Source organism: Candidatus Hadarchaeales archaeon (assembly GCA_038736355.1).
Lineage (GTDB): Archaea > Hadarchaeota > Hadarchaeia > Hadarchaeales > WYZ-LMO6 > WYZ-LMO6.
In genome coordinates this window covers 42592-57162 of the sequence record JAVYML010000001.1, presented here as the reverse complement: position 1 = coordinate 57162, position 14571 = coordinate 42592, and the positions used below count along the sequence as shown (strand labels likewise).

Below are 14571 nucleotides of genomic sequence, written 5' to 3'. Positions count from 1 at the left end.
TAAAAGGAAAAAAGGAGAAAATAAAAAGGCCCCGGTAGCTCAGCGGGTAGAGCAATCGCCTTGTAAGCGATGGGTCGTGGGTTCAAATCCCACCCGGGGCTCTAAGGTCGGGGCCTTTGGCCTAAACATGTGGTTTTCCCGCTGGAACCTTGGCTTCCTGAGCCCAGCTGAGGATGGCACTTTTGTGCCAAATTTTGGGAAAAATTTTCCTTCTAGACAAAGAAAAAATTAGAGGTTTTTTCCAAGAGGGGAAAGTTTTTATGGGAAGAGGAGAAAACCTCTGAATGTCCACTTCGGAGAAAAGGGGTGAAAAAGCCTTTCAGGAAAGAGGGCAGATAGAGGCTAGAGAAAGGGAATATGTGAGAGAACTTTACGCTGTTTCTGCTAGATTTCTTCCTATAGAAAAAGAAAGAGTCCTTTACGAAAGCTTGAAAAATACTTTCGGTACCGATCCCTTTGCCCTCCAAGATTCCCAGATGTACAAGAGGGGAGGTTACAGGCAGTCAAAGCGCAAGCAGGAGTTCGCCAGGTTGGGAAGACAGGTGGCCATAGAGAGGGGTCTTCCAGCCTACAACAGGGCAGTGGGTCTACCCATAGGTCAAAGACAGTTGGAACCTTTCCTCATCTCTGGAACCAACATCGTGGTGGAACAGGATGATACCCACCACCTCAACAACGTGGCCATCCAGCAGATGCTGGATGACATAAAACGCACGGTCATAGTGAACCTGGACATAGCCCATCGGATGCTCACCGTAAGGGCTGGAAAGGAGGTCACCCCAGAAACCATCAACCTCTACCTCGAAACCCTCCAGCACACCATGTGTGGGGGGGCCGTGGCCCAGGAACACATGTCAGAGATCAACCCCCTCCTGGTCAAGGATGCCTATGCGAAGGTCATCACGGGTTCGGATGAGGTGAAGGATGCCCTGGACAAGCGCTTCCTCATAGACATAGACAAGCTCTTCCATCCGACCAGGGCCGAGAGGCTCAAGGCAGCCATAGGGGATGCCATCTGGGTGGTCCTCCGCATCCCCACCCTAGCCGTTCGCATGGCGGATGGGGATGAGGCCGCCAGGTGGGCGGCCATGCAGAACACCATGGCCTTCATAGCCTCCTATGGTCTCTCCGGAGAACACATCATCTCTGATCTGGCCTATTCCTTCAAGCACGCCAGGGTGGTGAGGATGGGGAACAAGATGTGGTATCAGAGGATGAGGGGAACGAACGAACCCGGAGGCTTCCCCGACGGTTACATCTGCGACTTCATGCAGGCGGAAAGGGATCTCCCGGCCAGGAGGTTCCTGGAGGTAGCCCAGGAGGATGAGGAGGAGGCCCTGAAATATTCGCATGCCGTACAGGAAGGGGTAGGAGGAATAGCGGCGGTGATAGACAACGTGCTTTGGTTGGGTTTCTACATGAGTGGGGGTATAGGTTTCTCCAACACCGTGGCTTCCGCTGCTTATTCAGAGGTGATGAACGAAATCTCCATGGAGCTCATAGAGCTCTCCCACCGTTACATGCAGGGAGTTCGAAAGGTTCCACTCCGCTGGGAAACGGTGAGGACGATGGTGAATTCGATCGTCCAGTACGCAATGGAAAGCTATGAGAAGTTCCCCACCCTTACGGAATTCCACTGGGGAGGTGCCCACAGGGTTTCCGTGATAGGTTCCATAGCGGCCTCTTCTGCCGCCTTGCTCACGGGAAGTTCCACGATGGGGTTGATGGCGGCCCATTATGCCATCGCCTTTGCCATGAAGGAGGGTTGGCTCAGAACGGGCTGGGCGGGGCAGGAAGTTCAAGACCACATAGGCCTCCCCTATCTGTGCAGCTTCAGGCCGGAGGAGGGGAACCTAGTGGAATTGAGGGGATTGAACTATCCCATGCAGTCCTATACCGCAGCCCATGGAGCCATTAGGGGCGCCGCCGTATATGCTGCGATGATAGGAAGGGGAAGCGCCTGGTGCCTGAGCCCCATCGTAAAGGTGGCCTTCGCCGATCCCCATCTGGTTTTCGACTTCAAACATCCCAGGCTCTGTATCGCCAAGGCAGGCATAAGACAGTTCATGCCTGCGGGGGAGAGGGACCCAGTACTCCCGCCCCACTGAGGTGAGAGGATGGGAAAGTTGCCTTCCCTTCGGGAGATGTATCCCAAGTTTGCAGAGGAATATGAAAAAACCAAACTTCCATCCGTTTTGGACAGGGTTACTCCAGAACCCCTTCCCCCTCCAAGCATGTGCCGTCCTCGTCCGGATGGGTGGTGGAGGGAGCCCCCCTATTCCAAATGGGTTCAGGATAGGGGAAGGGAGCCGACGGCATACGAGCTCTTCATGGATTTCATCATAGGAAGGGCGATCTCGAGTCCCAAGGCCATGGAGCTGGCCGCCTCGGCGCCCACCCGTCTAATCGTTTATGAGATAATACACCCCAAACGTGGGACGGAGTTCGTGAGGATGTTCTTGAATCCCACTCAAGTGCTGGAGGGTCCACCAGAAGAGGAGCCCGATCTCTGGATTAAGATGGGATACTACGATTTCGTTCCCATTCTGGGAGGGGAAATAAGCGTCTTCAACGCTGTGTACGAGGGAAGGGCGGAAATCATAGGGAATACCACGGCGGGATTGGACCAATACGATGTGATGACGGCCATTCTGGGATTCGAAGTTCCCAGACCAAGGTGCTGGCCTAGAGGTCACCCGTAGGCTTCCAACTTCTCCTTCATCTTCTTGTACTCTATTAATTTGGAATAGGCTCTCCCGGCATCTTCCGGTGAGAAGTAAACGGGAATGTGGTTTTTTCGGAGGAGTTTGACGGATCTGGATTTGTCCAAGGGTTTAAGAGCAACGGCGAAGACAGTTTTACCTTTCCGGTTGAGATCTATGAGTCTTTTGATGAGGGGGATCTGTACTTCCTTCACATAAACTTTCCTCAGTTCTGGGTCTAGGAATCTGGTGGCGTAAGCGTCCAGTCCCCCAAGTACTATGAGTCCTCCGGCATCCCATTTCTCTATGGTTTTCAGGATTTTGAATTCGAGAGAAGGATCCAACTCAGCCACCGTATCGATGGGATTACCTTTGCTCCAGTAGGGAGGCATGAAAGAATTCAGCTCTTCCAAGATGGAAGGTGGAGGAGGAGGTACCTCCACCAGACCTTCTTGGCAGGAATCGGTGGCGGCCACCCCCCATCCTCCTCCCCTGGTGAGGATGATCACTTGGTTGTTTCTGGGAAGGGGTTGCTCCAAGGCCATGGCTACCTTAAGTAGGTCTTCGGTAGTTTCCACCTCTATTACCCCCGCCTGTTTGAAGACACCCCGATAGACTTGGGTGGAGCCCGAAAGAGAACCCGTATGGGACTTGGCAGCCCTGCTTCCGGCTTGGGTCTTTCCCACTTTAAGGGCTATGATGGGTTTGAGGGGAGTGGTTTTCCTTGCCACTTCGAAGAATTTCCTGCCGTTCTTTACCCCTTCTATATAAGTGAGGATGACCTTTGTGGATTTTCTCTCCCTCAGTACCTCTATGAAGTCCTCACATCTCAGGAAGGCTTCATTCCCGGTGCTCACGAAGATATCAAAACCTATGTGGTAGTAGGTTCCTCGATCGAGCAGCTGGGTGCCGAGATTCCCGCTTTGAGAAAGAAAGGAAATATTACCTTTGAGCGGTTTGACGGAAGCCATGAGGGCACAGAGGCTAGAAGTAGCCGAGAAAATACCCATGCAGTTGGGGCCCACAAAAGGTAAACCTTCCTCCTCCGCGATTTTCACGAGTTCCCTTTCCAGTTCTTCTCCCTCTTTTCCAGTTTCCTTGAAACCCGCCGAAATAACTACCACGGACTTCACTCCCCTTTCGGCACATTCTCTCAAAAGGGAAGGAACGGTTTTGGCAGGGGTGACGATGAGGGCCAGGTCCGTTTCCTCCGGAACCTTCGGATGGGCTTTAAGCCCCATAATGTTCTCTTCGTGGGGATTGACGGGATATATTTCCCCCTTGAAACCCCCCTCGATGACGTGTTTTAGGATGATACTTCCCCACTTGATGGGAGAGCGGGAGGCTCCTATCACCGCTACCGATTGGGGATCGAAGAGGTATCTTAGATTCTCTAGAGTTCTTTTGGGTAATTCTTTTGACTCACCACAACTCATCCTCTCCTCCTTTCCGTAATTCTTTATAAATTCTCCGAGTTTCTTAGAACCTAATCTTTTTAAACACCTCAAGATTATATTTTTTGTGCCCTTGGTGCTAACGAAGGAATGGTTTGAGAGCATCAAGGAAGGTTGGAATTCCGATCCTTCTAATGTGGGGAGCCTCGAGGGAGCCAGCGAGAAGATCCTTTGGATAGTTGAGGAACTTCCCATCTCCAGACTCTCCCCAGAGTTAGAGAAGGCCATCTTGGATGGGGGAATGATAGATGAGGCACTCTTCAAGAAGGCCAAAGAAACGGATAGGGTGACGCTTCTCTTGGAATGGAAAGAGGGGAAGTTGGTGGATTTCAGACCGGCCAAGGAAGGAGAATCATATACGGCGATGATGAAGGGAAAATATTCCACCTTCGAGAAGATAAAGACGGGTGAGGATTTCCTATGGGCTACCATGGACAGGGAAATCGAGTTCAGGGGGAGAATGTTTGAGTTTACGAGGAGATTGGATGGATATACGAAGTTCACGCTCCTCTTAGTATCGAAAACGGAGTTCGTGTGAGGTGGGAAGATGGAAACAATGGAGGAAAGGAGTGCCAAGCAAAAGGCGGAATGGGAAGAGTGGATCAAACGCATGGGTTTGGATAAGATTTGGCATTATCTCAGTGCCATCAACCCCTTCCCAGGACAAATGCCCCTTAGCTTGGAAATCTTCACTTCTATGCCGGTTTGGAGGCACATCTTCAGATACTTGGGCATGACCCCAGAAAAATGGCAGAGACTCAAGTACGAGAACTTCGTGGAGTGGTCCTACCGCGTAGACCATGCGGTGGAGACTTCCAGAAGGCTGCTCAAAAATCCTCCACCCAGGGAAGAACTTTATCTCATGGACAACCTCTGCTATCTGAGTCACCCACCCGCTTACCTTTGCAGATCGGATGTGGGGAGGACCACTTGTCAGATGCTTTATGGAAAATATGCTACCGTGGAGTATGTTCATGTGGATGACTTTACTAGGGAAGTCTATTGGATCCTAGGTTATCATAACGAGGATGGCATCCCAGTACATCGTTGGCTTCTGGGAGCCTCGAAGGACATTTCCCAATACTTTGATGAGGAGGATGAGAAGTGCTTCCTGACCTCAACGGAGACTTGGACGGGAGCCAGTAGCAAAGAAGAGCTGGACGATAGGTTAAACCGTAGACACCTCAGGACGGGGGTCAAGGTGAGGGATGTTCCCAAGTATTATTGGGATCCTTACGATTGGGGGATGGGGGTAAGAGACGTGATCATGGATATGCGTACGGAGCTCTTCTCCAAGTGGTTACACGCCACACTTTACATCTCGGGTGTTTCGGCTTACATCAGCACCATCGCCCAGAATGCCCTCATGAGTAGCGAGTTCTTCCTTTACGTTTACTATGGCCTGAACACGGCTGCCCTTGGGGTCAGGTACAACCTCTTCTCCTACGTGCCCTTGCCCCCCATCCTGAGAACTTTGTTGGGTCTTACGCAAGAGACCTTCGTGAAGAGGATGAGTGAACTTTTCTTGGGAGGGTATAACACCATCCACAAATATGCCTGCAGTGAGAAAAAGATTCCCAACCTCTTCAAGATAAGGAAGTTCCAGTGGGAGCATGGTCAGTTCTATCCCCACGTAAAGGGAATCCTTCCGCCCTTCGTTTTGGCGAGGGCCATTCCACCCTCTCTGGAGCCTATCAATATCAGGCAGTACTTGGAGACCCCACCCAGCAAAGAGTTCCTGGAATTGCTGGAGAGCGAGGGAGGTCTGAACAAGGAAACGGGCCAATTGCCATCCATAGAGGAGACGGGTAGATTCCACTTCCTCTTCGATCCTTCCGTGGAGCCCCTCCAGCCTAAGGACTTTCCTCCCCTCGATCCCAACAAAGGTCAGATATGGCCCTTCGACATCACTAGGGAGAAAGTGGAGATCATGGTGGAGGAAGGTTACGACGGTTCAGGGAAAAACCTAGAATATTACAGCAAGCTGGCAGACAAAAAAATGGGGAAGAAGGTAGATTGAATTAACCCTTGAGGAGCTGGGAGACCTCCATCATGGCTGAGGAGACTTTCATGGCCAAAGGTATACTTCCATCCGTTCTTATGAGCTGTTTGAAAAAGGCCTCCGTTGGATCCCTTTCTCCCAAAAACAATTCTATCATGACTTGGGTGTAGCCTTTTACCGTGAGATCGGCTTTTTCTAACAATCCGGATCCGCCAGAAAGCTTACCCCCGCTTATCCTGAAATGACCCCTCATGGGACTATCTATCGCTTCCAAGTTCACGGACACCTCTCCCACCCTCTCTAGGGCCTCCTTCACATCCGGATTCTTTTCGGCGAGCAAACTAATTCCCTCCCAAAGGATATCCATGAACTTAGCAGAGGTTTCGGGATCATCTTTAATGAACTGGGTCACGTTTACTTCCTTGAGCCTACTTGCCAACCTCGGTATGAGATCTGGGACCAGCTCCATGAGTTTGGAAACTCCAAATTCCTTTATGCCGTTGAGAAGGGTGGGGAGGTTCCCCCTCAGCTCGTCTAAAGGAAGTTGGAAGGCTTCTTCAACGATTTTCTTTAAATCCTCCCCCACGCCTTTCTTTTTGAAAAAGGAGTTTATAAATTTTGTTGGAAACGCACATTTTTAGTCTCTCAGGTGAGGGAAAGATGTGGGTCATTTCGGTTACGTTGGTTCTATACTGAAAGTGGATCTAAGCACGGGCGAGATCCGGAGAAGGGATCTTCCCCAGGATTTGGTAAAGGGTTTTCTTGGAGGGTTGGGAATAAACTTGAAGCTTTATAGGGAGGAGGCCAAACCCCTCTCCGATCCCCTTTCTCCCGCCAACCCCTTAGTTTTGGGGGCAGGCCCCTTGGTTGGAACGGAAGTTCCTGGAGCCACCAAGTTGGTGGCCACCACCAAATCACCCATTTTCTCGAGAGGGGGGAAGCACTTCGTGGATGGAGCCGTTTGTGGAGGTAGACTGGGAGTACAGCTCAAGAGAGCTGGTTACGACCATGTGGTAATAGTAGGGAAGGCGGAGGAGCCCGTGTATCTGAATTTGGAGAATGGAAGGGCGGAACTCCTCGATGCTTCAGCCCTTTGGGGGAAGGATACCTACGAGACTACGGAATGGCTCCTTCGTGAGCATCCGGGGGCAGGGTTAGCGGTGATAGGGAGGGCGGGCGAGAGAAGGGTGAGACATGCGATGGCCATCGTGGACAGGGTGGCAACACTGGGAAGATTCGGGGTGGGGGCAGTGATGGGTTCCAAGCATCTGAAGGCCGTGGTGGCCAGGGGTGAGGGAAGAATAGCGGTGGCAAAGGAAGAGGAGCTCTCGGAGTTGGTCAAGAAGTGGAGGGAGGACATAGAGAAGAATCCCCTTCTTCCCCAGTGGAGGGTGTTGGGGATAGCAGCTGGATGGCCCGCCCACTCTCCCCTCGTCAGGGAGGGTGTGTGGGAATACTCCAAGTGGAACGAGCTCTATGGTCCGGAGACTTGGTTGAAGTTCAAAGGGGGAAGGAACTCTTCGTGCTGGGGCTGTCCGATGGGATGTAGGGTGGACTTCCACATCAGGGAAGGAAGACATGCCGGACTTTCCACCTTTACGGGATCCTACATGTTGCCTGCGAGAGTGGGTCAGAGGTTGGAGTTGGAGGATCCGAGGGATGCGGTAGCCCTCTTGGACCTGTGTAACAGGGAGGGAATGTGTTATTTTACCACCAGCCAATTGGTGAATTGGGTTACCAGACTCTCCAAGACGGGAAAGCTCAAAGAAAAGTTGGAAAGGAACTTCGAAACTTATCGGCGCCTTTTCAAGGAGATAGCGGAAAGGGAAGGTTTTGGAGGGTTGCTTTCGGATGGATGGTATCCGGCTTCCGAGAAGCTGGGAGCTGACCCGGATGAATTCGAGGAGGGAACGGGCCTCTTCAGGGGTGTTGACGCCATTCAGGATGCCAGGTTCACCAGACTCCATCCTCAGGCCTTCTCCCACCTCACTTCTCCTCGACCCCATCACGGGGGAACCCAGTCCCTCTACACCGTTCCAATGGTGGATCCCCAAGTGCTGAGGGAAGTGGACGCCAAGGAAATGGGGCTTTCCGAAGGGGAGTTGGATAGGATTTTTGGGGGACCCATGAAGTTCAATCCCGCGAGATATGCGAGATATGCGGAGGACAGGATGGTGATCTACAACAGCTTGGGTACTTGCATCGTTCATGCCCTCTGGGGCTTTTTGGGTATTAAATATCTCAACTTGAACTTGGCAGCGGAACTCTACTCCCTCGTTACAGGTTTTGAGGTGGGAGTGGAAGAGTTGAGGAAGAAAGGGGAGAGGATCTTTACCTTCTGGAAAATGCTGAACGCGGAGGAGGGACTGCGCAAGGAAGATTACAAGTGCTCTAAGATATGGCTCATACCTCGAAAGACACCGGAGGGAGAAGTCCTCCTGAGGGATTATTATGGGGAGGTAGTCCTATCGGAAAAAGACATGGAGAACTTGTTGAAGGATTACTACGAAGAGAGGGGCTGGGATGGGGCCACGGGCCTACCTACTCCCCAGAAGCTCAGAGAATTGGGGTTGGAGGGTGAAGGCTTTAGACTTCCTGCCCTTTAAGAAGGTTCTATCAGCTTGAAGACGTCCATGGGAACGGTGGAACGCATGATGGCGTTGGCGATCAGCGAGATGACTTCAAAATCCATTTTCTCCGCTCCTTGTACGACTTGTATTTTTCCCTCCACCACCGCGTTGGAAAGTTCTTCCTGACCCGAGATCACGCTCTTCCAAGTCTCCCAGTCCCCCTCCAGCACCAAGTCCGCCTCTAGGGGACTCGTTCCCACTTCGGCTTCCACCTTACCTTCCGAGAGGTGAATGCGCATGTAGGCGTCTTCCATGCCTTTTTCCTTAAAAGATGGTGGAAGTCTTATCACGTTGGTAAGATAAAAGTTCTTTCCCTTGGTCTTTTCTTGGAACTGTGGGTCGGCCTCTATGTTGCTTATCAGGACGTTGAGAAAACTCCTCACCCCTGCTATGAAAAGATCCGATTCCACTCCAGGCATCTTTTTTTCAAGGTAGGGGGGATATTTAACCTTACCGTATTACTTTTCGTCTCTCAGCCTCTCTCTTAGTCACAGCGAGTTCTTCCGCGATTTTTTTGGCGGCATTTTTGGCTGCTTCTAAGAGGGGTTGGTTGCAAAGGGAAACGGGACAAGAGGAAATAGGTACCTTCACTATTTTTTCTAAGATGGTTGCCACCACGGGTCCGCAAACGATGGCTTTGGCTCCCTCTTGCTCGGCACTGAGAGCGGCGACAATGGCATCCTCGATGCTGGAGGCACCATATCCCTTGATCTTTATCCTGAAGTTTCCCACCGTCACGTGGGAAGTGGTTAGGGCATCGAGGGAGGATCTCGAGGCTATGAGGGCGATGAAGGGTTCCTCCTCCTTAGGGCTTTCGAGGTTCCTGAGGGTCTTGAGGATGTCCCGGAGAGTGGAGAGCCTGGGATTGACCCTATGCCCAGAGAGGATTTTGTAAAGGGAACTCTCAGAAACACCTGAAAGTTTGCTGAATTCCTTCATGTCCAAATGGAGCTCCTTTAGGGTTCTCCTCAGGGTTTCCCTGAACTTCTCATCGGAATCTAGGGCGGAGTTGAGCACTTCTTCCCATTTTTGCAGGGTCACATTCTAGTTTTCCCCTTTGTCCATAAAAAGAACACTATTTTAGAGAAAGGGAAGGAGGGAAAGAGGGGTGGGAACTTGGTAGAATGGTCTCCCCTTTTCGACTTCCTCCTCCTCAGCCTCCTACTACTCCTGGCCACTTTTCTCCGCTTGAGGATCAGGCTCCTACAGAGGTTGCTCATACCCAATGCTTTGGTAGCGGGTTTCTTGGGTTTCCTCCTAGCCCAGGTTTTGGGAATAGTTTCCTTCCACTACCTAGAAGACCTGATCTACCATCTCCTCAACTTCACCTTCGCCGCCCTAGCCTTGGGGATGATAGGGAAGGGAAGGAGTTATGGGCAGGCAGCGAGCACGGGCATTCTGATGTCTTTTGTTTTTTCTCTCCAGCTGCTCGTGGGTTTTGTCCTGACCTTCTTCCTCATCGATACCCTCTATCCCGATCTCTTTCCCAACTTCGGTTCCCTCATGGCCATAGGATATGCCTCGGGTCCTGGTCAGGCCTTTTCTTTCGGCTCCTCCTGGGAGAAGGAAGGTTTTTTGCATGGAGGGGAGGTGGGACTGATCTTCGGGGCAGTAGGTTTTCTCTGGGCCTATGGTGTGGGGACGATATGGCTCAACTTGGGGGTGAGGAGGGGAAAGGCTACCCTCCTCAAGGATTTGCGCAGGGTACCCGAGGAGGTATGGACGGGTATCATACCCAAGCATAGGAGAAAAGCCTTCGGGGAGACCGTTTCTTCTTCCGAGGCGGTGGATACCCTGAGTCTACAAGTGGCCCTCTGCGGTTTGGTCTATGCCCTAGCTTATCTGGTTGGGAAGTTCCTTTCCCTAGGTTCGGAAACGGCCTGGGGGGCCATGTTCGTGGTGACGGTAATGGTGGGTATGGCGGTTAGGAAACTCATGGAGAAAATGGGGGCAGAACATCTCCTTTCTCCAGAGGTCCAGAAGCATTTGGCCGGTGTATGCGTGGATTATGCCGTGGCCGCCTCCGTGGCCGCCATTTCCCTGCCGGCTTTGAGGATGTACGCTGGTCCCCTCATCCTACTCTCCCTGGCGGGAGGAGTGGTTACGGTCTCGGTTTTCCTCTGGTTGCCCAAGAGGGTTTGGAGGAACTATAGGTTCGAAAGGACACTGGTGACCTACGGTACCCTTACGGGTACCATGGATTCTGGCATAGCCCTATGCAGGGTGGTGGATCCAGATTTGCGCACGCCTGCGGTGGAGGACTACGTAAAGGGCATGCCCCTCATGTTCCTCCTCATCCTTCCCCTTTACGGTCTTCTCTTCTTCCCCTTGAGGGGCTATGGTTCCGCGGAGGCACCCCTCTTTTACTCCCTAACTCTCTTAGGCCTTCTCCTTTCCCTGTTTTTCTTCCTCTTGATGTGGAAGAAGATGGGTCTCTGGATAGCGAGGGGTCCTCAGAGGTAAGGTACTTCTTCCCTGAGGAGCTCCACCACCCTTTTCCTGAGTTCCACAAGTTCTTTGCTCAACTTGTCCCTTGGACGGGGGAGACCCACCTCCAGTATCCTCTTTATCCTGGCCGGTCGGGAAGTGAGCACGATCACCCTATCGGAAAGATAGACGGCTTCCTCCACGTTATGGGTCACGAAGAGGATGGTTTTCCTCACCTCTTCCCAGATCTTGGTTAGATCTTGATGGAGAATCCAGCGGGTCTGGGCATCGAGGTTGGCGAAGGGCTCATCCATGAGCAGGAGATCGGGATCCACGGCTAGGGCCCTAGCGATGGCTACCCTTTGTTTCATCCCCCCTGAGAGCTGGTGGGGATAGCAGTTTTCAAAACCCCTCAAGCCAACCATCTCCACCAGCTCCTTTACCCTTTCCTCCCCTTCCATCCCCCTCACTTCCCTTCCGAACCTTATGTTTTCCCAGACGGTTCTCCAAGGGAAAAGAGAATCTTCTTGGAAGACGAAACCCAAGCGGTGTAGGGAGGGATTGGGTGGCTTTCCGTCTATGATGATTTTTCCGGAAGAAGGTTTTTCTAGGCCTCCCACAAGCCTTAACAGGGTGGTTTTTCCGCAACCGGAGGGACCCACCACGGAAACGAACTCCCCCTCCTTTATCCCCAGGGAGATTCCCCTCAGGACTTCCAGTTTTCCCTCACTCGTGTCGAAACTCTTGTAAAGGTTTTCTATCTTGACCTTTATCTTTGCGGGCAAGGTTTCACCTCAGAGGAGGATTTCCTTTCTCCACAAGAAGAGACGCTTCTCCGTACGTAGAAGGATTTCGTTCATCAGGAGCCCGAGCATCCCTATCGTGATCATTCCCGCTACGACCATGTCTACCCTCATGAATTCCGAGGCTTTCAGGATGAGCTTACCCAGACCCACGCTTTCCCCGCTCATCATCTCGGCCGCCACGATGCACATCCAACCCACTCCCAGTCCCACCCTCATTCCGGAGAGGATTTCTGGGAGGGCGCTGGGTATCACCACCTTTTTCACCGTGGTCCTGTTTTTGGCCCCAAAGCTCTTCGAGACTTCTACCAACGTTGGGTTGGTCCTTTTGATACCCCCCATGGTATTGATGAGGATGGGAAAGAAAGCTCCCAGCCATATCACGAAGAGATAGCGCCAGGTTCCGGAAAGGAGGAGAAAAACCAAAGGTATCCAGGCTAGGGGCGGAATGAAACGGATGGGTTCCAGCACGGACTTGGAGGAGCGATAAACACCTTCCCTCAACCCCATCAGGATGCCAAGGGGTATGGCGGTGGAGCAGGCTATGGTGAATCCCCCCAACACCCTGAGGAGGCTATAGAAGATGTGTTCGTGTAACCTGATTTTTTCCATGTCTCCCTTGGTTAGGAGGGTAAAGAAGGAGCGGAAAACTTCCTCCGGACTTGGAAAAAAGGATGAATGTATGGTTCTGGAGGAGAATTCCCATAGGAGCATCACGGCTAGTAGGGGGAGAAGGAGGTAGAACACTTCCCTGAGACGGGAGGTCTTCATCCAAAACCTATTTAGATTTCCCCTAAAAGGGTGAGGTCAAGGGCATTCTCCACAAAGGCATCCACATTTTCCACTCCTTTGATGGCCCCCGTTTCTATGAGGAGCTTGGCAAAGGTCCTGATGCTTTCCACGTTGGGTCTGTACTCCCAGACCATCCTCTTCCAGGCTTCTTGGACTACGCCCATGGGTTTTCCGGTACGGGAGGAGAAGATTTGCATGGCCCTATTCTCATTTTCTTTCACCAATTGCATGGCTTTTACATGGGCTCTAACTATGGAGAGGGCTAGGTCCCTGTCCTCCCTTAGGAGCTTTCCGGAGATATAGAGAACACAGCATTGGTGTCCTGGCAGGATTTCATGGGAGGTATAGACCACCTTTCCCGTACCATTCACCACCGCTTCCGCACAGAAGGGTTCCCAGGCTATGTAGCCGTCTATATCCCCTTTTTCCAAAGCGAGGGGAAGGGTGGAGGGACCGGCGTAATGCTTACGGCTGAAGGTAATACCCAGCTGGTTCTCTATCATGGAGAGCATGGCGTTCTGGATGGTGCCTGCACCGGGAGTTCCAACGGTTTTTCCGTCCAAGCTTCTGATGTTTTCGAGATCCTTTCGGGCTACCAGTGCCGAGCCCTCCAGATTGGCTGAAGCCACGATCTTCAAGTCAGCACCCTGCGAGAAGGCGATGAGGGCAGGAACTACTCCCACATATCCCGCGTCCAATCCCCCAGCCATGAATTCATTCATCTGCGTAGGACCGTTGACATATTCCAAGTATCTGAACCTGAAACCCGCACCCGCTTCTTTCTCGAAGAGTTCCAGTTCCCTCCCCACAAAGCACCCTATCTGGTGGATGTCCCCCACGAGATAACCCATCCTCACCGTAGTTATGGCTTCCCTGCCCTTCTGGTATCCCAACCGGTAACTGGCATAGGAAACGATGGAGAGGATGACGAGGAAAGAAAGGAGGAGACCAAGCATCTTACCGGTCATCTTTCCCCCTTTCCTACGACTCTATTTAAATGTGATGGTTTTTCTGGACAAAGAGGAAAAAGAAATCGGTATTACAGCGTTTTCTCGGAAAAAGAGGAAAGAAAAAGGAAGCAAGCTTTCCTTAATACTTAAATAGAAGAAAATAATACTCAAAGGATGCACATCCCCGACGGTTTCCTCGTACCCAGCGTGTGGATCCCCCTTTGGCTTCTGGCAGCAGGAGTCTTGGGGTTCTCCACTCGAAGGGTGAACAAAAAGCTTGAGGACAGACAGGTACCCCTCCTAGGAGTGCTTGCAGCCTTCGTTTTTGCCGTTCAAATGCTCAACGTCCCTGTGGCCGGGGGAACCAGCGGACATGTAGTGGGGGGAGTGCTCATTGCCCTCTTCGTGGGTCCCTTGACTGGTTCTCTCGTGATGGCCTCCATTCTCTCCGTGCAGGCCCTCTTCTTTCAAGATGGTGGCATCACGGCTTTGGGGGCCAACATTGTGAACATGGGATTGATAGGAACCATTTTGGGATACTGGCTTTATCGGTTGGTTTCGAGTGCTGTAGGGGGAAAGAAGGGAAAGCTGATGGGGGCGGGAGTAGCGGGTTGGATGGCCATTGTTTTGGGTGCCGTAGCATGTTCTTTGGAACTGGCGGCTTCCGGTACCTCCCCCCTTCGGGTTGCCCTTCCCGCCATGGTGGGATATCATGTGATCATAGGGGTAGTGGAGGCCGTGGTGACCATGGCCGTGGTGAGTTTTGTTTCGAGGACCAGACCGGATCTCCTAGAACTACCGAAGGTTTAGG

The 14571-nt window shown here is 52.0% G+C and carries 14 protein-coding genes and 1 tRNA gene; 8 read left to right on the top strand and 7 right to left on the bottom strand.

Annotation, left to right across the window (positions count from 1 at the left end; genetic code table 11):
- The first annotated feature begins 28 nt into the window (after window positions 1-28).
- The 3 genes from QXG22_00280 to QXG22_00270 all read left to right on the top strand — a co-directional run bounded on the left by QXG22_00280 (window position 29) and on the right by QXG22_00270 (window position 2702).
- Window positions 29-101, top strand: a tRNA-Thr gene (locus QXG22_00280).
- A 183-nt stretch (window positions 102-284) separates the two neighbouring features.
- Entirely contained in the window at window positions 285-2108 is a 1824-nt protein-coding gene (locus QXG22_00275) for a hypothetical protein (protein ID MEM0358438.1), read from the top strand.
- A gap of 9 nt (window positions 2109-2117) precedes the next feature.
- The gene (locus QXG22_00270; protein MEM0358437.1) at window positions 2118-2702 is read left to right on the top strand and encodes a hypothetical protein; all 585 of its coding nucleotides are present in this window, start codon (window positions 2118-2120) and stop codon (window positions 2700-2702) included.
- On the opposite strand, the gene QXG22_00265 is transcribed toward QXG22_00270, so the two are convergent.
- Window positions 2693-4138, bottom strand: coding sequence for a CoA-binding protein (locus QXG22_00265; protein ID MEM0358436.1), 1446 nt, complete (start codon window positions 4136-4138; stop codon window positions 2693-2695). The genes QXG22_00270 and QXG22_00265 overlap by 10 nt on opposite strands.
- 85 nt (window positions 4139-4223) lie before the next feature.
- Between QXG22_00265 and QXG22_00260 the strand changes: the two genes are divergently transcribed.
- Both QXG22_00260 and QXG22_00255 read left to right on the top strand, forming a co-directional pair.
- Window positions 4224-4694: a hypothetical protein gene (locus QXG22_00260; GenBank protein MEM0358435.1), complete on the top strand. Its 471-nt coding sequence runs from the start codon at window positions 4224-4226 to the stop codon at window positions 4692-4694.
- Window positions 4695-4712: 18 nt separating this feature from the next.
- A complete protein-coding gene (locus QXG22_00255) occupies window positions 4713-6176 on the top strand; it encodes a hypothetical protein (protein MEM0358434.1) in 1464 nt (487 codons plus the stop codon).
- Between the two features lies 1 nt (window position 6177).
- Here the strand turns inward: QXG22_00255 and QXG22_00250 are convergent, their stop codons facing one another.
- A complete protein-coding gene (locus tag QXG22_00250; GenBank protein ID MEM0358433.1) occupies window positions 6178-6744 on the bottom strand; it encodes an SCP2 sterol-binding domain-containing protein in 567 nt (188 codons plus the stop codon).
- Window positions 6745-6820: 76 nt separating this feature from the next.
- Between QXG22_00250 and QXG22_00245 the strand changes: the two genes are divergently transcribed.
- The gene (locus QXG22_00245) at window positions 6821-8764 is read left to right on the top strand and encodes an aldehyde ferredoxin oxidoreductase N-terminal domain-containing protein (GenBank protein ID MEM0358432.1); all 1944 of its coding nucleotides are present in this window, start codon (window positions 6821-6823) and stop codon (window positions 8762-8764) included.
- Here QXG22_00245 and QXG22_00240 read toward each other — a convergent pair.
- Both QXG22_00240 and QXG22_00235 read right to left on the bottom strand, forming a co-directional pair.
- Window positions 8761-9207 carry a hypothetical protein gene (locus QXG22_00240; protein MEM0358431.1) on the bottom strand — a complete coding sequence of 149 codons (447 nt, stop codon included), beginning with the start codon at window positions 9205-9207 and terminating at the stop codon, window positions 8761-8763. The genes QXG22_00245 and QXG22_00240 overlap by 4 nt on opposite strands.
- Window positions 9208-9238: 31 nt before the next feature.
- The gene (locus QXG22_00235; GenBank protein ID MEM0358430.1) at window positions 9239-9829 is read right to left on the bottom strand and encodes a helix-turn-helix domain-containing protein; all 591 of its coding nucleotides are present in this window, start codon (window positions 9827-9829) and stop codon (window positions 9239-9241) included.
- 75 nt (window positions 9830-9904) lie between these two features.
- On the opposite strand from QXG22_00235, the gene QXG22_00230 reads away from it, so the two are divergent.
- Window positions 9905-11251: a hypothetical protein gene (locus QXG22_00230; GenBank protein MEM0358429.1), complete on the top strand. Its 1347-nt coding sequence runs from the start codon at window positions 9905-9907 to the stop codon at window positions 11249-11251.
- Here QXG22_00230 and QXG22_00225 read toward each other — a convergent pair.
- Genes QXG22_00225 through QXG22_00215 form a run of 3 tightly spaced genes read right to left on the bottom strand, consistent with a single transcriptional unit; the run spans window position 11242 to window position 13778 of the window.
- Entirely contained in the window at window positions 11242-12000 is a 759-nt protein-coding gene (locus tag QXG22_00225; GenBank protein MEM0358428.1) for an ABC transporter ATP-binding protein, read from the bottom strand. The two genes, QXG22_00230 and QXG22_00225, sit on opposite strands and share 10 nt — an antisense overlap.
- Window positions 12001-12009: 9 nt before the next feature.
- A complete protein-coding gene (locus QXG22_00220) occupies window positions 12010-12789 on the bottom strand; it encodes an ABC transporter permease (GenBank protein MEM0358427.1) in 780 nt (259 codons plus the stop codon).
- Between the two features lie 11 nt (window positions 12790-12800).
- Entirely contained in the window at window positions 12801-13778 is a 978-nt protein-coding gene (locus QXG22_00215) for an ABC transporter substrate-binding protein (protein MEM0358426.1), read from the bottom strand.
- 156 nt (window positions 13779-13934) lie between these two features.
- Here QXG22_00215 and QXG22_00210 point away from each other — a divergent pair, with 156 nt between their 5' ends.
- Window positions 13935-14570 carry an energy-coupling factor ABC transporter permease gene (locus QXG22_00210; GenBank protein ID MEM0358425.1) on the top strand — a complete coding sequence of 212 codons (636 nt, stop codon included), beginning with the start codon at window positions 13935-13937 and terminating at the stop codon, window positions 14568-14570.
- Window position 14571 lies beyond the last annotated feature (1 nt).

Coding starts and splice junctions, on each gene's coding strand:
- QXG22_00220 (MEM0358427.1), bottom strand. CDS start 12,789: ATGAAGACCTCCCGTCTCAGGGAAGTGTTCTACCTCCTTCTCCCCCTA.
- QXG22_00210 (MEM0358425.1), top strand. CDS start 13,935: ATGCACATCCCCGACGGTTTCCTCGTACCCAGCGTGTGGATCCCCCTT.
- QXG22_00265 (MEM0358436.1), bottom strand. CDS start 4,138: ATGAGTTGTGGTGAGTCAAAAGAATTACCCAAAAGAACTCTAGAGAAT.
- QXG22_00275 (MEM0358438.1), top strand. CDS start 285: ATGTCCACTTCGGAGAAAAGGGGTGAAAAAGCCTTTCAGGAAAGAGGG.
- QXG22_00255 (MEM0358434.1), top strand. CDS start 4,713: ATGGAGGAAAGGAGTGCCAAGCAAAAGGCGGAATGGGAAGAGTGGATC.
- QXG22_00240 (MEM0358431.1), bottom strand. CDS start 9,207: ATGCCTGGAGTGGAATCGGATCTTTTCATAGCAGGGGTGAGGAGTTTT.
- QXG22_00270 (MEM0358437.1), top strand. CDS start 2,118: ATGGGAAAGTTGCCTTCCCTTCGGGAGATGTATCCCAAGTTTGCAGAG.
- QXG22_00215 (MEM0358426.1), bottom strand. CDS start 13,778: ATGACCGGTAAGATGCTTGGTCTCCTCCTTTCTTTCCTCGTCATCCTC.